Below are 19157 nucleotides of genomic sequence, written 5' to 3'. Positions count from 1 at the left end.
GATTTTTATCGATTTTAAGGTAGCTGTAACGCAGTCGTTTATTAATTTCTTATATCACTTAAAATAACTTACCCGCTGTCTGGCGTCAACTCAGGTTGATACCTTTTATAAGTTATAATGTTCACCCATTCGCGCTGCGATATTTGCCAATGCTTTGAGCCAATCTAGGACAACCGTTTTGCAATCAAATAACGGGCTAAATAACGCACGATATCGCGCTACTCAAATTGCCAAAAATCATCAATTAACACATTGTTGCGGGCAACCAGTTGGCATTGACCTGCCTCTAAAGGCATCGGTTGCTGCGCATCTACCAAATTTTTGCTAAAGAACTGCCATTGTGATTTTTTTGTAGGGATTAGCGAAAATTTATCCCTGCCAACGTCTTTAAGGTAGTGATTAAAACCACAGCGTGCAACCCCTGATCTAACACACATAAGAGCTAACACGCATAAAAAGAAAGGTGGTTAAAACCACCCCTTACTTTTCTAACTGTTGAGTACTAAGCCTAATTAGCCATCAATCATTACCCATTAAGCATGTGCTAAAGCATCATCTGGCAATTTAAAGCCCGATACTGATTCTTGAAGCGCCGCCGCCATTTCATTAAGCTGACCAATTGAACGAGCGGTTGCCATGGTACCTGATGTGGTTTGCGAGGTAATATCTTGAATGATGTTCATGGTATTTGAAATATGACCCGCTGAGGCCGCCTGCAGACGCGCCGCATTTGAGATACTCTGAATCAATGATGCCAAGTTGTTCGATACAGTTTGTACTTCTTCAAGCGCCTCACCCGCATCTTTTGCAAGTTTCGCACCGCGTACAACTTCTGCCGTGGTTGATTCCATCGACATCACGGCTTCGTTCGTATCTGCCTGAATGGTTTTAACCAGTGTTTCAATCTGTTTGGTCGCTGTGGCTGAACGTTCTGCTAGGCGCTGTACCTCGTCAGCAACAACCGCAAAACCACGCCCTGCTTCACCCGCCATCGATGCCTGAATTGCCGCATTCAACGCCAGGATGTTGGTTTGGTCAGCAATGTCATTAATCAGCCCAACGATATCGCCAATCTCTTGCGATGATTCACCAAGGCGCTTAATACGTTTTGAGGTTTCTTGAATCTGGTCACGAATGGTATTCATACCATCGATGGTACGTTGTACCACTTCTGCCCCGTTATAGGCAATCGCAACCGAACGGTCCGCAACCGCAGCAGATTCGGCGGCATTTGAAGATACTTGGTCAATAGACACCGCCATCTCATTAATCGCTGCAGAGGCTCCCGCAATCTCTTGCGCTTGGCTTTCAGAGGCTTGGGCTAGTTCAACTGCCGTTGCCTGGGTTTGGTCAGAGGCGCGAGCGACTCGCTCTGCGGTGACGTTAATCGCAGAAACCAGTTGACGCAATTGGTCAATCGCAAAGTTGACCGAGTCTGCAATCGCACCTGTAAAGTCTTCTGATACCGTTGCGTTCACGGTCAAGTCACCTTCCGCTAAGTCACCTAACTCATCAAGCAAACGCAAAATCGCCATTTGGTTACGTTCGTTTTCTTCTTGGATTCTGCGGGCACGTTCAGATTCAACCTCCATCTCATGACGCTGACGCAGCGTTTCACGTTCACGTTCTACCATTTCGCGATGGGTTTTGGCACTAATCTGGCGGGTCAAAAAGTAAATCGCCCCAATGACGCCTAATACAATCAAAATAGAGGGCAACCAAATCGTCAAAAAATTATGGGCAACACTATTCTGTTGACGTACCAAAATCATCAATTGGTAGAGTCGATAAATAAATGCCAAACTAGCAACACCACCACAAATACTTGCCCAAATAATCCAGTTGATTGAGTCCCCTCTATTCAAACGATAATTACTCTTGCTAGGCCCGACCGCGACAGGGGAGTTGGTATTGGTACTTAGGGTCGAAGTTTTAGTATCCATGATATGGTAAACCCTCAATTGTTTTAATGAGTTAGAAAATTAGGTTATAACGCTGCTTCTAAATAACGCGTGTCTTGCGCCAATAAGCTTGGCATAAACACATACCAAATCTGCTCGTTTTGTCTAAAACGACCATGCGTATACTGCGCGAGCGGCGAATCGTTCGGCATCTCGATAGGCTGATATTGCCCACGACTAAAGGTTTGGATACCCAATACCTCATCAACTTGTAAGCCACTAAAGAGCTTGGGTTGATCAATCACCAAAATCTTTTGATTGCCTGATTGGTAATTTAAACCTGATGGATGTAAACCTAAGAAGTTTGACAAATTGGTAATCGGTAATAACCGTCCCCGAACATTGGCAATCCCTAGCAGCCAAGGTTTTGACAAAGGCACCGAGGTATAGGCAGGCAAAGATAGTACCTCAGCCACATCACCGAGTGGGGCTACCAAGTGGTGACCACCGAGCGAAAACGCGACCCCTAGCCACTGATTTCTTTGGTCAAAGTGGGTACCTTTTTGTCGTTTGATACCGCGGTCAGCGAGTCGTAAAAGCTCGATAAAGCCGTTTGAGGACACGAAACCTACTCCATCACGGCGCAGATTACAGTGATTAAGGCTTCTTCTGTAATCGGCTTGCTGAGATAATCCCGTGCGCCTTGGCGCTTGCCCCAGACGCGGTCAGCTTCTTGATTTTTAGTACTGATGATGATGACAGGGATATGACTGGTTTTTGGGTCACGGGTAAGTTTGCGGGTTGCTTGGAAGCCGTTCATCTCTGGCATGACCACATCCATCAAAATCACATCGGGGAAAAACTCATTGGCTTTTTGAATTCCATCCTCGCCTGTATGCGCTTCAATGACTTCGTGCTGATGACGAGTCAAAATATCTCGAAATTTTGCCATTTGTGATGGTGAATCATCAACTACTAAGATTTTGGCCATACACTTACCCTTTTACCTAATTATTGATTGCATTAATATTTTACTGTTTTGTATGTCGGTGGGAATAAAAACCCAACAGCACAACGGTTAAACTAAACACGCATCCCAAATCTACGTCTAGCTAGGTTGCAATCTGGGCTTATATTTCAGTCATATCGAGTGATTGCAGACTTTAGGGGTTAACAACAGTTGCAAGCAATGGCATGCTGTTTAGCTTCAACCTAGCGCATGAAGAAGCACAGCGCATTAAGACGCAGGACGATGACGCTCAATGGTATCAAATAGCTCTTCTTTACTAAATGGTTTGGTCAAGTACTCATCTGAGCCGACGATACGACCGCGCGCTTTATCAAACAAGCCATCTTTTGATGACAGCATAATCACGGGCGTGGCAGCAAAATCTGCGTTGTTTTTGATTAGTGAACAAGTCTGATAACCGTCGAGGCGTGGCATCATGATATCGACAAAAATCAAATCTGGGTTGGTATCCGCAATTTTTGCCAACGCATCAAAGCCATCAACGGCCGTAATCACCTCACAGCCTGCTTTGGCAAGTAACGTCTCTGCGGTACGACGAATGGTTTTTGAATCGTCAATAATCATGACTTTTAGGCCTTCAAAATTTGCATCCATAATATTTTCCTAATGGTTGTTTCGCTATGATTTTGCTACCCATTGTCCTATAGCGATTGCTCAAAACTTTAAGTTATAGGCGTTGGGGCAACTATCAAATGATGCCTCAACCCTCAAAAGCAACTGGTACAATTTTTGACAATCAAACGAAGCTATTGTAAATAATTTTTATAAGATATAACAAATATTTCACACAGTATAGTTACAAACCAACTGTATGCTGATTATTTTTAAAATACTACCATACTTTTTTGCTGCAAAGTATGCTTAAATCGATGCACTTATCGTTCATTTTTAACATCCTATGATGATTCAGGTTTGATCTATTGACTGCTTTGTAGATTGCCCATACACCCATGTTAATATACACGGATTCCATGATGCTAGTGACACATCTTGAGATAAGCTTAGAAAAGTTTATTGCACTGGCTATTTCTACATCGTTTTATATTTTTTTAAGTTGATTGTTTGCGCTGAGGACGTCTCATTCATGATAACACCGAAGTTTATCACCAAAGTTCTACCATTAGGCCTAGCCGTGGCTAGCGCTGTTATGAGTTTGAGTGGCTGCCAAAAACAGCAAAACGACAGCAAAAGCCCGCTGTCACCCCAAAACACTCAAGTCACCACGGCGTCAGCCACCACGCAAATCGCCAATAACGAAATTCAGCTATTAGCCGCTGATGTCATCACCGCCAAAGCAGACCGATTTGAACCGAGCGTCACCGTGACAGGGACACTGCAGCCTTCAGACCACACAGTGGTACAATCAACCGTGAATGCACAAGTGCAGCAAGTGCTCGCTGATGTGGGCAAAACCGTGGCAAAAGGTGAGCCACTGGTGCGACTTGATATCAGCGATAGTAAAAACCAACTCGCTCAAGCGCAAGCCGATGTTGCCGCCGCCCAAGCACAAGCCATCGTCGCCAATAAACTTGCTGAGCGTAATAAAATTTTGCTCGAGCAAGGCTTTGTCTCACAAATAGAGTATGAGCGCAGTGTGGCAGATAGTATTGCCCAGCGTGAAGCCATCAAAGCCAAACAAGCCCAATTAAGTAGCGCACAAAAAATGTTTGGTGATACCACTATTTATGCCCCTACCTCTGGGATTGTCAGCAGTCGCAGCGTCAATGTCGGACAGGTAGTTACGCAAAACCAAGCCTTGATGGAAATCATTGACCCCAATAAACTTGAGTTTGCCGCCAATGTCCCTAGCGAAGCACAAACACAGCTACAACTCGGTCAACAAGTGCCTTTTACTATTAGTAATCAAACCAATCAGTACATCGGACAAATTAGCCGCATTTCACCCCAAGTCGATGCCGCCACTCGCCAGCTGACCATTTATATCGCGGTTAAGCCTTCTCAGCGTAATCGTGGACTTCGCCCAGGCATGTATGCCACGGGCAAGCTTAATTATGGGGTTGCACAAGTTGGGGTATTGGTGCCGATGTCAGCGGTAATGCTCGAATCTGGAGCAAAAGGCGCAGCCAATAACTCCAGTGACCAATCCGCCACAAGTCCAACCTTAGAAGCTGGCACGATTTTGGTGGTCAATAGAGACAATGTGATTACCAAACAGCCTATTAAGGTACTCAAACACCTTGACGATACCAGTCAGTATTTAATTGCTGGCATCGAGCCTAACACCACAGTGATTGTGGCAAATCTCAATGCCAATGATGTGGGTAAAAAAGTCGTGCTCAAATAGCTTACTGATAGTGTTTCATTCAATCATTTTATATTGTTAAAAATTTTAGTATTAGGAATTTGCTATGTGGCTTACCCGCGTCAGTATCAACAATCCTGTGTTTGCCGCCATGATCATGCTCGCGCTGATGGTCATTGGATTACTGGCAACATTTCGCATGAAAGTTGAGGAATTTCCTAATATTGAATTCCCTTTTGTGGTGGTCAATACCGTTTATAGTGGTGCTTCGCCTGAAGTCATCGAGACCGACATTACCAAAAAAATTGAAGACCAAGTCAATACCATCGCCGGTGTCAAAGAAGTGACCTCCGTCACCCAACAAGGCCTGTCACAAGTCATCGTGCAGTTTGATTTAAATATCCCATCCGATGTTGCCGCGCAAAACGTGCGTGATAAATTGGCACTGGTGACCCCCACCTTTCGGGATGAAGTCACCACGCCTATCGTTGCGCAGTACAATCCTGCCGACGCACCTGTAGTGTCTGTCACGTTTCGCTCTGACAAAATGTCGCTTCGGGAATTATCCACTTATTTAGACAACACGGTCAAAAAACAGCTACAAACAGTCACAGGGGTGGGTCGTGTCGATATCTTGGGGGGTCGTCAGCGTCAAATCCGTGTGCTACTCAATCCCACCCAAATGAATGCCTATAAAGTCTCAGTCAATCAAATTAGCAATGCGCTACGCTCAGAAAACGTCGAATTACCTGTTGGTACTATCAACAATCAAAACCAAGAAATGGTGATTCAAGTCAACGGGTTGGTCAAAACACCCAATGAGTTTAACCAAATCATTGTCGCCCAAAATCGTTCAAGCACGGGTGCTATCGTGCCTGTGTACTTATCGCAAGTTGCCCAAGTCGTTGATGGGCAAGCCGAGGCTGAGTCAGCGTCGCTACAAAATGGTCAACCTGCGGTGGCAATGGATATTATCAAAATGTCGGATGCCAATGTGATTGATGTGGTTGATAAAACCCAGCAGCGTCTGGCAGAAATCCAAGCGACCCTACCCTCAGGTGTCACTATGACGGTGGTGGCTGATAGCTCCAAAAGTATTCGCGGCTCGTTAAATAATGTGGTACGCACCTTGATTGAAGGGGCGATATTGGCGGTGTTTATTGTTTGGTTGTTCTTAGGGTCGTGGCGCTCGACCATTATCACAGGATTGACGCTGCCCATTTCGCTGCTCGGTACTTTAGCGGCGATTTGGACGTTTGGTTTTTCCATCAACATGATGACCCTACTGGCGCTGGCATTATGTATCGGACTACTGATTGATGATGCGATTGTGGTGCGGGAAAATATCGTACGCCATGTGGGTATGGGCAAACATCACCGCCAAGCGGCGCTTGATGGCACCCAAGAAATCGGGCTTGCCGTGCTAGCGACGACGCTGGTGATTGTGGCGGTATTTTTACCCGTGGCTTTTATGGGCGGGATTATCGGACGCTTTTTTTATCAGTTTGGCGTGACCGTTTCCACCGCTGTGTTGCTGTCGTTATTTGTTAGTTTCACACTTGACCCGATGTTGTCTTCGATTTGGCCAGACCCAGATGCCGCGCACCAACATGACCGACTCAATGGGCGGGTATCGTTTCGCAAGCGACCGATTGCTTGGCTATTAGCGGGTTTTCAGCGCCTGTTAGATCGGTTGACCAATCTATATAGCCATATTCTTGCGTGGAGTCTACGCCATCGTTTGATAACGGTGCTTATTGCAATTGGCTCACTGGTTGCCGCGTTTTTTGCCGTGGGGTTGGTGGGCAAAGAGTTTGTCCCGCAAGCGGATATGAATGAAATCAAAGTCAAATTTGAAACACCTGTTAATGCCAATCTTGACTACACCCAGCAAAAAGCAGCACAAGTCAATGCGGTATTACAAAGTTTTCCTGAGGTTACCAATACTTATGCCACGGTTAATGCGATGTCCTATAGCGGTAACAATCGGGTACAAGTGAATGTATCGTTAGTACCCAAAGATGAGCGCACGCGCGGACTAGATGCCTTAAACCGTGCCATGCGTGAGCAATTGCAGCAGGTAGGCGGCATTAAAGTCACCTCTGTGGCAGCCGCTGCCATGGCGGTCAGCGGTGGTCTTAAGCCGATTATGATATCCATCAAAGGCAATGATTTAAATGAGCTGCAACGTTTATCCAATGAGTTTATGCAAAAACTCTCAAACGTCAATGGCTTGGTAGATTTGGAAAGCACGCTTAAACAGCCCAAATCAATGGTCAATGTCACCATTAACCGAGAAGCAGCAAATGACGCCGGTCTTTCGATTGGGCAAATCGGACAAGCATTACGCCCGCTGCTGGCCGGTGACAATGTGAGCACCTTTAAAGATGACAACGGCAACAATATCGATGTCAACGTGCGCTTAAATGACGACAACCGCCAGACCATCTCGCAACTACAATCCATGTACTTGTCATCAAGCCGTACGGATCAAAATGGTCAACCAGTGCTAGTGCCGCTATCGCAAGTGGCGAATTTTAGTGAAACCTTAGGTGCACCGCAAATCAACCGGCGTTCGCTGTTTCGTGAGGTGGTAGTCCAAGCCAACACGGACGGCAGACCGGCAGGTGATATCGGCGCGGATATCACAAAAATCCAAAACGAGATGAAACTGCCGCCCGGTTACAGCTTTGCGGTACAAGGCTCTAATAAAGACATGGCAGAATCCATTGGCTACGCAACAACCGCACTTGGACTGGCAATCGTGTTTATTTATATGTTGTTAGGGTCACAGTTTAATAGCTTCTTATACCCTGTGGCGATTATGGCGTCGCTGCCATTATCGCTAATTGGGGTGTTCTTTGCGTTATTTTTATTCGGTTCTAGTCTTAATATGTTTTCTATCATCGGTATTATCATGCTGATGGGATTGGTGTGTAAAAATGCGATTTTGCTCATTGATTTTATTAAAGAATCTTTATCAAAGGGTTTGAGCCGAAATGAAGCTATTATGCTCGCGGGTCAAACGCGCCTGCGCCCAATTTTGATGACTACCGCTGCCATGGTGATGGGGATGGTACCGCTGGCACTGGGCATTGGTGAAGGTTCAGAGCAGCAAGCACCGATGGCACACGCCATTATTGGCGGGGTGATTACTTCAACCTTATTGACCTTGATTGTGGTGCCTGTGATTTATACCTATTTAGATGATGGCAAACAGCGGTTTTTTCGGTTATTGGCTAAAAAGAAAGCAGCAACCCCTGAGATAGAGCGCCACGACTCACTTTAAGCAATAATTCATTACAATTTTATACAGTGTAAAGAAACTTAAGAATGAGTAGCCCAGTACAATTTTAAATTGGGCTATGCATTAATTGGATTAATTGGGCTGTGTGATTGATAGCTGTATGATTGGCAGCTAAGAAGTTTTATAAAACTGTGTAAGACACTATCATATTGGCACTCTCTTGCTTTATGATAATAATCTCTTGCTTATGATTATAGGCTCTTGATTGATGATAGCAGCCTAGCTTTGATAAGCAAAAGCAATAATAACAACTGATTTATTTTAGAAATTTTTTGGAGTTGGTGATGGAAGATAATAATAGTGGTACTAAAACCGTACTATTGATTGAGGATGATCCAGATTTAGCCGAGTTGATTAGCGAATATTTGGGCATGAACTACTATGAGGTTCAGCATGCCCCAACTGCAACAGAAGGGTTAGAGACACTATTTAACCCTGCCAAATCCATTGATTTGGTGATTTTAGATTTGATGTTGCCGGATATGGATGGCATGCAAGTGTGTCAACGTATTCGTCAGCACAAAGATAGCCGTCTGACGCAAACGGCGATTATCATGCTCACCGCCAAAGGTGACACCACTGACCGCGTGCTGGGTCTTGAGATGGGCGCGGATGACTATGTCTCAAAACCATTTGAACCGCGTGAACTATTGGCGCGTATCCGTGCAGTCATGCGCCGTCACGACCTGCCGCTTCACCAGCAAAAAGAAGATAACTTAGTATTTGGTCGCTTAAAGGTTTACCCAGACAGCCATGAAGTGACGATTGATGATGAGCCGGTGCGTTTGACTACTCATCAGTTTCAGTTATTACATTACTTTGCTACCCACTCAGGTAAAGTACTGAGCCGTGAACAGCTGTGGCATGCGATGCCAAACGATGACAGTAGTGATAACATCGACCGTGCCATCGATGTGCATATTTCACGTCTGCGCGCGCTGATTGAAGACAATCCTCGCCAGCCAAAACGCATCATCACAGTGCGTGGTGTCGGCTATCAGTTTGCCACTGACCAAGTGTAAGAGTGTAAGATTGCTTGACAAATTTAACACGCAAAAGGTCATTATCCTTGGTTATTTATGCTAGCAAAGCTATTATAATAGCCTGTGATGACCCACGATTTCTGGATTCTGTGTGCGATTGAGCGGCATAAAATTTAATAGTGTATTTAGCAAGTTATTTGCCAGCGTTATGCTGGCATTGGTCATTTTTGCTGGGGCAATGGTAGTTTTAAGCCACTTGGTACACGATACTTCTGCCAACACCCGCCACCAAGTCATTGCCAGCCAAGTCACCCAGCAGCTAGACCCGCTACTAGTTGAGCTGCGCACGGCACAGAACCAACAAAAAAATCTCGAAACCCGTTATCTACTTGCCCTCGTACGCCGTAGTTTTAATATCTATAGCGATTCACTCAACGCCAAATTTGGTTTATATGATGGCAAAAGTGGCGAAGCGATTATGATCATGCGTGGGCTGCCTGCCACCTTACCGCCAAATCCGCCATTTTTTTTATCTCTATTTCCTAGAGATGATCCAAAACACCCGACCGAAATTCAAGTTAATAGCCAATCAGGTTATGTGCTATTATACCAATCAAAACTTAGTAACCGCCGTGCGATTTCGCCCGCGATTAATTTATTGACAGGCACCTTGCTACTGCTGCTCATCATGTCGGGCATGTTATGGATGATTGCGCGCACCATGACATGGCGTATTAATCAGCTAAGTCGGCAAATCACCCAACTGGGTGATGGCGATTTCTCTGCCCGTGTCACGCCTGTAGGCAATGATGAAATTACCATTTTGGCACGTGGTTTTAACCAAACCGCCGAACGTATCGAAACCTTGATGAATGCCAATAAACTGCTGTTAGCCCATGCCTCACATGAGATTCGTACACCGATTACCCGTATTCGTCTACAAGTTGAAATGATGACGATGCTGGCAAGTCAGTTTGACAAAACGATACAAGATAAAGTACAAAAACGTGCTGATGCCATCAACCGTGATTTAACGGGTCTTAATGATTTGGTGGAAAGTATTTTGCTCGTCAGTCGTATGGATGCCGGTCATGCGATAGAAAAAGTAGAAGACGTCGATTTATATGAGTTAATTAAAAACGAGATTCAGCACTACCCACAAGCTAGCTTTGCAGGTGGTCATATTATCATCCAAGGACAAGCCAAACTTCTCACCCACCTCGTGCGTAATTTGCTCGACAATGCCCATCTTCATGGCGTCCCACCTGTGAGTGTACAGCTGTATGCCATTGATGATGCGGGTAATCAACTGGCAATTGATGCCCCACCAGCGATGCAAGAGAGTACAAAAGATACCGATACTCAAAAAGATAAAGTGGCTTTGCCCGTCTCTATAAAAGATACCACCAGTGACCCCACAAACGGCGATGACATCACCGTTGACCCTGAAATGTCATCGACAAATAGTCCCGCCGCAACGGACACAGCAGCTAGCGAGGCAACTTCGAGCAAACTGGCTAACAAACCAAAAAATAAATCGTCTATTTTTTCCCGTAAAAAATCTGACGTTGTGCACCTGCCAGAATTTCATCAGGTGTGTATTGCGGTTATCGACCAAGGTACAGGCATTCCTGAAGACAAACGCACCGATATTTTTAGCCCATTTGTACGGTTACAACAAGAGAAAAAAGGTTCAGGGCTCGGGCTATCTTTGGTCGCGCAGATTGTCAAAGCCCATGGCGGTAGTATTATCACCGACACAGTGCATGGTCATACCCGCTTTTTGGTCACATTACCTATCACCCAATCGTAACCGCTTTTATCTCTGCCTATGGCTTTGTCAAAATTTTTTCGGTTTTCTCCTCTATTATTTAATTAAACATACCATTCGGCATTTATTTATTCGTTAAAGCGACTAAACGCTGACGACGAGCTGTGCTAAAATTACCTTCTTTTAGCCACTGCAAAATTTTTTATTATCATGATTACCATTGATAACGTTACCAAACGTTTCCAAACCCAAGATGGCAACTGGTTTACCGCGGTAGAACCGACATCGCTCACAATCCAACAAGGCGAGATCTTTGGCTTGATGGGTTATTCTGGCGCAGGCAAATCTACTTTGCTACGCTTGATTAATTTACTTGAACGCCCAGATAGCGGCACGGTCACCATTGATGGCAAGGAGCTGACCTCGCTGTCCACCCACGATTTGCGCCATGCCCGTCAAAATATCGGGATGATTTTTCAGCAGTTTAATCTGATGGCAAATCGCACGGTGGCACAAAACATTGCCTTTGCCCTAGAAATTGCCGGGTGGGAAAAAGCAGCCATCAAGCCGCGGGTGATGGAATGCCTTGAAATTGTCGATTTGGTCAATCGCGCCAACCACTATCCCGCCCAGCTCTCTGGCGGACAAAAACAGCGGGCAGGTATCGCACGGGCGTTAGCACCCAAGCCTCATGTAATGCTTGCCGATGAGCCTACCTCTGCACTCGACCCTGCGACGACCAAATCGGTGTTAGCCTGTCTCAAGGATATTAATGACAAGTTTAACGTCACTATCGTGATTGTGACCCATGAAATGTCCGTGATTCGCAAGCTGTGTAACCGCGTCGCCCTGCTTGATAAGGGCAGATTGCTTGAGGTCGCTGACGTACATTCGGGGCAAATTCATGCCACCACGCCGATTGGGCAGCTGCTGATTAGTGATGATTAACGGCGCACAAACATGGTCGATGGCTGGATAATCTTTTAAGTTTTAAATTGAATCGTTGGGTAATTTCATGGCAAATACATTAACTTGGCAAAGCGCGGTTGATAATCTTTTGGGGATGAAAGCAGAAATTTGGCAAGCGTTTTGGGAAACGCTGATTATGGTGGGTATCTCAACGGCTGCGTCAGTCATCTTTGGTACATTGCTCGGCGTCGCGCTATTTTTGACCAGTAAAAATCAGCTCGCCGACAATAAATCGCTGTATGCAGTACTTAGCAACTTTACCAATATCATGCGTGCTTTTCCGTTTGTGATTTTGATGATTGTGATTATTCCTGTCACTCGCCTCATTGTCGGTACCACCATTGGTCCAATCGCGGCATCGCTTGCTTTGAGTGTCGCCGGTATCTTCTACTTTGCTAGGCTCGTTGAGCAAAATCTGCGTGATGTGCCAAAAGGGATCATCGAAGCGGCGTTATCAATGGGTGCAAGTACTGGGACGATTATTCGTAACGTGTTATTGGTCGAGTCACGCTCAAGTTTGATTTTGAGTATTACCACCTTGATGATTAGTTTACTCTCTTATAGTGCGGCAGCAGGTATGATTGGGGGTGGCGGTCTTGGTGATTTGGCGATTCGTTATGGTTATAACCGCTATCAAAATGACGTGATGATTTTTATGGTGATTTTATTGGTGGTGATGGTGATTATCATCCAATCGGTTGGTAATATTTTGGCGCACCGTCTGGATAAACGTTAATTTTAGCTGATGGCGGTTTAAAAAATTGTTATTGATGGTTTTTCTAGGAATTATGAAAAAATTTCATATCCATAGGTTAACTCTCAATAACATTTTTTTTATGAATATGTTAAGGTAAGCTGATTGTTTTATCCGTTTATTTTTTCATTTTTGGAGGAAGGTATGAAATTAACGCATTTATCAAGCCATATCGCGCAGCTATTAGCAACTGTAGGGGTGGCAGGGATTGCCTTAGTCGGTTGTAGCAAACCTGAAAGCAAAACCGAAACCACAGCACAAGCCAGCACCACCACAACTACGACCACGACCACCGCAAGCTCAACGACTACCACAGCAGCGGTAAGCACAGGTATAGACCCGAACAAATCTGAAATTGTGATTGGTACTACTGTGGGCGACTTTGGTGACATGGTTAAAAACTCTGTAAAACCGCAGTTAGAAAAACAAGGCTATAAAGTCAGATTGGTTGAATTCTCTGACTATGTGCGCCCAAATAAAGCCTTAGCCGATGGCGATATTGATATCAACGTGTTCCAACACAAACCTTATCTCGACACCTTCAAAAAGGATAACAACCTAGATATCGTTGAAGCCTTCCAAGTGCCTACCGCACCGCTTGGCATCTATCCAGGTAAATTAAATGACCTAAAACAAGTCAAAGACGGTACCACCGTGGCTGCACCGAACGATCCAAGCAACTTTGCACGCGCGCTGGTAATGCTCAACGAACTAGGCTGGGTAAAACTTAAAGCCAATATCGACCCATTGACCGCATCAAAAAATGATATCGCAGAAAACCCAAAAAATATCAAATTGGTAGAGCTAGAAGCGGCACAATTACCACGTGCGCGCTCTGACGTTGACTTTGCAGTCATCAATGGTAACTATGCGACCAGCTCAGGTATCAAATTGACTGAAGCGCTGTTCCAAGAACCTAGCTATGCGTATGTCAACTGGTCAGCGATTCGCACCAAAGACAAAGACACACAATGGGTAAAAGACGTGACCAATGCGTATAATTCAGAAGAATTTAAACAATACGCCCACAAAACTTTCCCAGGTTACAAATACCCAGCTATCTGGGGTGAAAACCCTGCGACACCAGCAGCTGCCAGTGCAACCGCCTCTGCTGCCAAATAGTGGCATGATTGGCATAAAAAAAGAAGCATTAAGCTTCTTTTTTTTATGGTTAAAATTTATAGACAGAATGTTTTATGGTCAAAATGCGTTAATTGATTTTAAAACGCCTAAATTAACTGGAAATAATCTAAAAAATAATAAAGCGCGTTATTCTGTGAATAGTTTATCTTCAATACTGCGACGCATTTTTTGCCCCGCTTTAAAGGTAACAACGCGGCGCGCTGTGACATGAACCATCTCGCCAGTCTTTGGGTTGCGACCTGGACGTTGGCTTTTATCCTTAATCTCAAAGTTACCAAAACCCGATAGCTTGACTTGGTGACCTTTGATCAACGTCTCTGACAACTCTGAAAAAAAATTCTCCACAAATGCGCGGCTGTCTTGGCGCGTCATGCCCAAATTTTCCATCAAATGATTGATCATTTCTAATTTGGTTAAGGTTTTTCCTTCAACTTGCATATTCATTATCATACCCACCCTACTAAATGTTCCTATTCTAGCGATTCTAGCAAATACAGTCGATAGTTATTTTTACTTTAAAATCAAAGAAAAACATTGTATCGACTGTCATAATTTGCTAGTCCAAGATTACATACGTAGCGTTGCGTGATACTGCTCATGTAGCGCAGCGATGACAGCTTCCATTTGTGCATTAATACGCTCGTCAGAAAGCGTGGCTTCGACGTCTTGCCACACCAGTGCAAAAGCAAGCGATTGTTGGTTTTCAGGCAGGTTACTGCCAGCATATACATCAAACAACCACACATCTTTTAATAGCTCGCCCCCGACTTGTTTGATAGTATCCTTCATTGATTGCATAGCAATCGACTTATCTACCACTACAGCGATATCACGGCGTACTTGTGGGAATTTACTTGGCGTCATGATGGTCAATGCCTGCTGGTGCATGTCAATCACCGCCTGTATATTCAGCTGTGCCACCCAAGTGGTCGGCAAATCCAAGGCTTTGGCAATCTGTGGGTGCAACTGACCTAACCAGCCAATCACCTTGCCTTGATAGTGTACATCGGCACTTTGACCGGGGTGTAAAAACGGCTGCTCGCTACGTTGATAACGGATAGCAGACTGCGCAAACCGCGGAAAAACCGATTCGACGTCATTTTTTAGGTCGTAAAAATCCATCACACGATTGTCATGATGCTGCTCTGGATAGGTGCTGCCGACTGCCACCATCGCCAAAGTGTCAACTTGGTTTAAGCTTGCGATATCACTGCCATCAAAACGCAGACCCGTCTCAAACAGACGCACGCGGTTTTGTTGACGGTTTAAGTTATATTGCACACAAGGCAACAAACTAGACAGCAAGGTACGACGCATGACCGCTAAGTCACTTGAGATTGGATTGGCAAGCGCGAGTGGTGCAGCAAAATGCGCCCCATCAAACAAAGCTTCGACTTTGGCATCACTAAAACTAAAACTCACCGCTTCAAAATAACCTTGATTGACCAAGCTCATTTTTAAGTTATGCAAATCATTTTGGCGTTTATTGTCAAACAAGTTACTGGTAAACGCTGGCAGTTTGTTGGCAATATTGTTATAGCCGTAAATGCGGGCGATTTCTTCAATCAAATCTTCGGGCAAGGCGATATCAAAACGATGACTTGGCGGCGTGGCAACCAGATTTTCGCCTTGTAACTCGGTGCTGATTTGTAGACTATTTAGAATCTCAATGGCTTTATCTGTGGCGATATCCGCGCCTAACAATTTGTTGATACTGACAATCGGTAGCGTCACTGGCGTACGTTTTGGCAGTTCAGCAGTGTTTTCAACCAGCGTGATTTGACCGACCCTAACCTCACTTGAGCTATTGCCAAATGTCGCTAATAGACTGACCGCGCGGTCGAGTGCCAATTTTGGCAATTCAAAATCAACACCCCGCTCAAAACGCTGTGACGCATCGGTATGCAAGCCAAAACGGCGTGCTTTACCTGCAATCGCCAACTGTTTGAAAAATGCGCTCTCGATTACCACTCGGGTCGTGCTATCGGTCACTGCGGTGCGAAGCCCACCCATAATCCCTGCTAACGCAATGACGCCTTGTTCATCGGCAATCACCAGCTCATCACCTTGTAAGGTAATGGTTTGCTCATTTAAAAGCTCAAGGGTTTCGCCTTTTTGGGCATGGCGCACGATAATTGCGCCCACCAACTTGTCGGCATCAAACGCATGCAGCGGCTGACCGAGCTCAAGTAATACGTAATTGGTCACATCCACCAGTAAATTACGTGGCTTGACGCCTGAGGCATTTAGGGCTTGTTTCATCCAATCAGGTGATGGCGTCGTGCCTGTCAGTCCACTGACCAATTGCGCGTAATAACGCGGGCAGTCCGTGGTCTCTACGCTAACCGCTGGGCTATCGTTGTCAGTCACAGCTGCGGTGATGTGGTCAAAGGGCAGTTGAAACTCTAAATCATTGAGCACTGCAAGCTCACGGGCGATACCGCGCACACTAAAACAGTCGCCACGGTTTGGGGTGATTGAAATATCTAGCACATGATTGTCTAAGCCAAGATACGCTCGGATATCCATGCCAATCGGGGCGTCTTGTGGCAACAGTAGCAAGCCATCAACACCATCATCACAGTCAATCTCACTACCACCACACAGCATACCGTGCGATTCTACGCCGCGCAGTTTACCTTTTTTAATGTTAAAGGGTTCATCCCCTTGTGCGGGCGGCAGTTTGGCACCCACCAGTGCCACAGGCACACGCACGCCAGCGGCGACATTGGGCGCACCGCAAACGATTTGTAAGGGTGTTTCGCTATGCTCACCGACATTCACTTTGGCAACGCGCAATTTATCGGCATCGGGGTGTTGGGTGACGTCAATCACTTCACCGACCACCACACCACTAAAGTCTTTGGCGACTTTATCCAAGCTATCAAGCTCTAATCCTGCCATCGTCAGTTGTTCGCCAATTTGCTCAGCGCTTAAGTTTGGGTTTGCCCATTGGCGTAACCAGTTTTCGCTAATTTTCATTGTTTTCCCCTAAGCAAACTGCTTTAAAAATCTGACATCATTTTGATAGAACAAGCGTAAATCATTTACCCCATAATATAACATGGCAAAGCGCTCAATCCCCATCCCAAATGCAAAACCTTGGTATTTGGTCGGGTCAATACCGCTATCGGACAACACTTTTGGATGCACCATACCGCAGCCCATCACTTCTAGCCACTTGCCCCCACCTGCATAAGTATCGGCAAGGATATCCACTTCCGCAGACGGCTCAGTAAATGGAAAATACGATGGGCGAAAACGCACCGTGAGTTTGCGACCAAAAAACGCCTGCAAAAACTCATGAATCAAGCCTTTTAACTCAGCAAAATTAGTCGATTCGCTGACGTACAAACCTTCAAGCTGATGAAACATCGGTGAGTGCGTTTGGTCGCTGTCGTTGCGATACACACGTCCTGGGCAGATGATACGAATCGGCAGGTTGCCCTTTTCCATCGTGCGAATTTGCACCGAACTGGTATGGGTACGTAGCACATAATTGGCATTAAAATGCTGTTTTTCAAAATAAAAGGTATCGTGCATGGCGCGCGCTGGGTGATGGCTTGGAATATTTAGCGCTTCAAAGTTATAGTAGTCGCTCTCAACTTCAGGGCCTGTTGCGACTTCAAAGCCTGCTTGACGGAAAAACCCTTGCATACGCTCAGCGGTCATGGTGACAGGGTGCAAATTACCCGCTTGTTGTCCACGTGCTGGCAGGGTGATGTCAATGGATTCACTGGCAAGTTTGGCAGCCAAGGCTTTGGCTTCTAAATCGCTTTGCGCTTGTTGTAGGCTGTCATTGATTTGGGTACGTACTTGATGCAGCATGCCACCGATGGTCTTTTTACCGTCCGCATCGAGTCCGCCTAGCTGTTTCGACCAAGTGGTCAAATGGCTTTTTTTGCCCGTTAAAGTCACGCGGATGTTTTGTAGGTCTTGGGGGTTTTGTGCGGTGCTAATTAAGGCTTTGGCATCTTGAACAAATTGGGAAAATTGGTCTTGGGTGATATCGGTTAAATTTTCAGAATATTGGGTAAGTTTGTCAGTCGTTATTTCTGTCATGAGCGTTGCAATCTTGGTTATCAATAGTGATAGGCATTTTAACTAAAATATGGCGATAAAAAAAGCCATTAAGCTTGCACTTAATGGCTTTTTGAAAAATCGCTTTAAAACAAATTAAGCAGCCAGTGCTTGTTTTGCTTTTTCTGCCAATGCCGTAAAACCTTGCGCATCATGCATAGCGATGTCTGCTAATACACGGCGGTCGATTTCGATGCTAGCTTTTTTCAGACCGTTAATCATACGGCTGTAGCTTAAGCCATTTAAGCGCGCACCCGCGTTGATACGTGCAATCCACAGACGGCGGAATGAACGTTTTTTGTTACGACGGTCACGATACGCATATTGACCAGCTTTGGTAACTGCTTGTACAGCAACACGGAACACACGAGAACGCGCACCGTAATAACCTTTTGCACGAGCCAATACTTTTTTATGACGGCGATTTGCCTGTACACCACGTTTTACACGAGCCATAATTTACTCCTAAAGTTTTGTAATATCAGTTGATTGAGTACCTATAAATTATAGGTAAGGACACATACGGTAAACACGTTTCTCATCAGACACGTGTACCAATTTGCATCCACGTAATTGACGGATACGCTTAGGAGATTTTTTGGTCAAAATGTGGCGTTTGAATGCTTGTTTGCGTTTGATACCGTTACCAGTTTTTTTGAAACGCTTGGCAGCACCACGGCGAGTTTTTAATTTCATGATAGCCTCTTGTTCGTTTTTGACAGAGATTAAACATCTTTATCAAGTGAAGTTAACCTGTTTGTCAAAAAATCCTCATCACACTGGATTTTTTGCCTTGAGGTGGGAGGCGGTATTTTATCAAAAATCATTGGTGAATGCACGCTATTGTTAAAACTAATTTTTTCTTTGACATCCATGTTATTTATGCTACTTTAACATTTTTTACTAGGTTGTGTTGAACATTTAATATACAAAAGGACATAATGAGGAAATTTTGA

Annotated in this window: 16 protein-coding genes and 1 pseudogene; 7 read left to right on the top strand and 10 right to left on the bottom strand. The window is 45.0% G+C overall.

Annotated elements, in window-relative coordinates; translation table 11 throughout:
* Nucleotides 1-218: 218 nt before the first annotated feature.
* The 5 genes and pseudogenes from RTL34_RS03430 to pilG all read right to left on the bottom strand — a co-directional run bounded on the left by RTL34_RS03430 (nucleotide 219) and on the right by pilG (nucleotide 3525).
* Complete coding sequence (locus RTL34_RS03430; protein ID WP_309597125.1) at nucleotides 219-437, bottom strand: hypothetical protein; 219 nt, start codon at nucleotides 435-437, stop codon at nucleotides 219-221.
* 96 nt (nucleotides 438-533) lie between these two features.
* Nucleotides 534-1568 (bottom strand): annotated as a pseudogene (locus tag RTL34_RS03425) (methyl-accepting chemotaxis protein); the annotation flags it as partial.
* 419 nt (nucleotides 1569-1987) lie between these two features.
* Nucleotides 1988-2524, bottom strand: coding sequence for a chemotaxis protein CheW (locus tag RTL34_RS03420; protein ID WP_312114608.1), 537 nt, complete (start codon nucleotides 2522-2524; stop codon nucleotides 1988-1990).
* A 5-nt stretch (nucleotides 2525-2529) separates the two neighbouring features.
* Nucleotides 2530-2892 carry a response regulator gene (locus RTL34_RS03415; protein WP_312114606.1) on the bottom strand — a complete coding sequence of 121 codons (363 nt, stop codon included), beginning with the start codon at nucleotides 2890-2892 and terminating at the stop codon, nucleotides 2530-2532.
* Nucleotides 2893-3138: 246 nt separating this feature from the next.
* Entirely contained in the window at nucleotides 3139-3525 is a 387-nt protein-coding gene (pilG, locus tag RTL34_RS03410) for a twitching motility response regulator PilG (RefSeq protein WP_007115403.1), read from the bottom strand.
* 490 nt (nucleotides 3526-4015) lie between these two features.
* Between pilG and RTL34_RS03405 the strand changes: the two genes are divergently transcribed.
* The 7 genes from RTL34_RS03405 (at nucleotide 4016) to RTL34_RS03375 (ending at nucleotide 14100) form a co-directional block, all read left to right on the top strand.
* Nucleotides 4016-5236: an efflux RND transporter periplasmic adaptor subunit gene (locus RTL34_RS03405; RefSeq protein WP_312114604.1), complete on the top strand. Its 1221-nt coding sequence runs from the start codon at nucleotides 4016-4018 to the stop codon at nucleotides 5234-5236.
* A 64-nt stretch (nucleotides 5237-5300) separates the two neighbouring features.
* The gene (locus RTL34_RS03400) at nucleotides 5301-8483 is read left to right on the top strand and encodes an efflux RND transporter permease subunit (RefSeq protein WP_312114602.1); all 3183 of its coding nucleotides are present in this window, start codon (nucleotides 5301-5303) and stop codon (nucleotides 8481-8483) included.
* 302 nt (nucleotides 8484-8785) lie between these two features.
* On the top strand, nucleotides 8786-9523 hold the full coding sequence (locus RTL34_RS03395) for a response regulator transcription factor (RefSeq protein ID WP_312114600.1): 738 nt from the start codon (nucleotides 8786-8788) through the stop codon (nucleotides 9521-9523).
* A gap of 169 nt (nucleotides 9524-9692) precedes the next feature.
* A complete protein-coding gene (locus RTL34_RS03390; RefSeq protein ID WP_312114598.1) occupies nucleotides 9693-11297 on the top strand; it encodes a sensor histidine kinase in 1605 nt (534 codons plus the stop codon).
* Between the two features lie 168 nt (nucleotides 11298-11465).
* On the top strand, nucleotides 11466-12203 hold the full coding sequence (locus RTL34_RS03385; protein WP_312114597.1) for a methionine ABC transporter ATP-binding protein: 738 nt from the start codon (nucleotides 11466-11468) through the stop codon (nucleotides 12201-12203).
* 67 nt (nucleotides 12204-12270) lie between these two features.
* Nucleotides 12271-12960 (top strand): methionine ABC transporter permease, encoded by a 690-nt coding sequence (locus RTL34_RS03380; RefSeq protein WP_312114595.1) that lies wholly within the window; start codon nucleotides 12271-12273, stop codon nucleotides 12958-12960.
* Between the two features lie 162 nt (nucleotides 12961-13122).
* Complete coding sequence (locus tag RTL34_RS03375) at nucleotides 13123-14100, top strand: MetQ/NlpA family ABC transporter substrate-binding protein (protein WP_312114594.1); 978 nt, start codon at nucleotides 13123-13125, stop codon at nucleotides 14098-14100.
* Nucleotides 14101-14247: 147 nt separating this feature from the next.
* Here RTL34_RS03375 and RTL34_RS03370 read toward each other — a convergent pair whose 3' ends face one another.
* The 5 genes from RTL34_RS03370 to rpmI form a co-directional block, all read right to left on the bottom strand.
* The gene (locus tag RTL34_RS03370; RefSeq protein ID WP_095356749.1) at nucleotides 14248-14565 is read right to left on the bottom strand and encodes an integration host factor subunit alpha; all 318 of its coding nucleotides are present in this window, start codon (nucleotides 14563-14565) and stop codon (nucleotides 14248-14250) included.
* A 123-nt stretch (nucleotides 14566-14688) separates the two neighbouring features.
* A complete protein-coding gene (gene pheT, locus RTL34_RS03365; protein WP_312114593.1) occupies nucleotides 14689-17103 on the bottom strand; it encodes a phenylalanine--tRNA ligase subunit beta in 2415 nt (804 codons plus the stop codon).
* A gap of 9 nt (nucleotides 17104-17112) precedes the next feature.
* Entirely contained in the window at nucleotides 17113-18183 is a 1071-nt protein-coding gene (gene pheS, locus RTL34_RS03360; protein ID WP_312114591.1) for a phenylalanine--tRNA ligase subunit alpha, read from the bottom strand.
* A gap of 114 nt (nucleotides 18184-18297) precedes the next feature.
* Nucleotides 18298-18657 (bottom strand): 50S ribosomal protein L20, encoded by a 360-nt coding sequence (rplT, locus tag RTL34_RS03355; protein WP_007117209.1) that lies wholly within the window; start codon nucleotides 18655-18657, stop codon nucleotides 18298-18300.
* Nucleotides 18658-18705: 48 nt separating this feature from the next.
* On the bottom strand, nucleotides 18706-18900 hold the full coding sequence (rpmI, locus tag RTL34_RS03350; protein WP_036604595.1) for a 50S ribosomal protein L35: 195 nt from the start codon (nucleotides 18898-18900) through the stop codon (nucleotides 18706-18708).
* Nucleotides 18901-19157: the final 257 nt, after the last annotated feature.

Source organism: Moraxella sp. CTOTU47915 (assembly GCF_031986685.1).
Lineage (GTDB): Bacteria > Pseudomonadota > Gammaproteobacteria > Pseudomonadales > Moraxellaceae > Faucicola > Faucicola tetraodonis.
This window is presented reverse-complemented; position numbering and strand designations above follow the sequence as displayed.

What these genes read in the sequence shown, in the direction of transcription:
- RTL34_RS03430 (WP_309597125.1), bottom strand. Translation starts at nt 437, where the DNA reads ATGTGTGTTAGATCAGGGGTTGCACGCTGTGGTTTTAATCACTACCTT.
- RTL34_RS03415 (WP_312114606.1), bottom strand. Translation starts at nt 2,892, where the DNA reads ATGGCCAAAATCTTAGTAGTTGATGATTCACCATCACAAATGGCAAAA.
- pilG (WP_007115403.1), bottom strand. Translation starts at nt 3,525, where the DNA reads ATGGATGCAAATTTTGAAGGCCTAAAAGTCATGATTATTGACGATTCA.
- RTL34_RS03405 (WP_312114604.1), top strand. Translation starts at nt 4,016, where the DNA reads ATGATAACACCGAAGTTTATCACCAAAGTTCTACCATTAGGCCTAGCC.
- RTL34_RS03400 (WP_312114602.1), top strand. Translation starts at nt 5,301, where the DNA reads ATGTGGCTTACCCGCGTCAGTATCAACAATCCTGTGTTTGCCGCCATG.
- RTL34_RS03395 (WP_312114600.1), top strand. Translation starts at nt 8,786, where the DNA reads ATGGAAGATAATAATAGTGGTACTAAAACCGTACTATTGATTGAGGAT.
- RTL34_RS03390 (WP_312114598.1), top strand. Translation starts at nt 9,693, where the DNA reads ATGCTGGCATTGGTCATTTTTGCTGGGGCAATGGTAGTTTTAAGCCAC.
- RTL34_RS03385 (WP_312114597.1), top strand. Translation starts at nt 11,466, where the DNA reads ATGATTACCATTGATAACGTTACCAAACGTTTCCAAACCCAAGATGGC.
- RTL34_RS03380 (WP_312114595.1), top strand. Translation starts at nt 12,271, where the DNA reads ATGGCAAATACATTAACTTGGCAAAGCGCGGTTGATAATCTTTTGGGG.
- RTL34_RS03375 (WP_312114594.1), top strand. Translation starts at nt 13,123, where the DNA reads ATGAAATTAACGCATTTATCAAGCCATATCGCGCAGCTATTAGCAACT.
- RTL34_RS03370 (WP_095356749.1), bottom strand. Translation starts at nt 14,565, where the DNA reads ATGAATATGCAAGTTGAAGGAAAAACCTTAACCAAATTAGAAATGATC.
- pheT (WP_312114593.1), bottom strand. Translation starts at nt 17,103, where the DNA reads ATGAAAATTAGCGAAAACTGGTTACGCCAATGGGCAAACCCAAACTTA.
- pheS (WP_312114591.1), bottom strand. Translation starts at nt 18,183, where the DNA reads ATGACAGAAATAACGACTGACAAACTTACCCAATATTCTGAAAATTTA.
- rplT (WP_007117209.1), bottom strand. Translation starts at nt 18,657, where the DNA reads ATGGCTCGTGTAAAACGTGGTGTACAGGCAAATCGCCGTCATAAAAAA.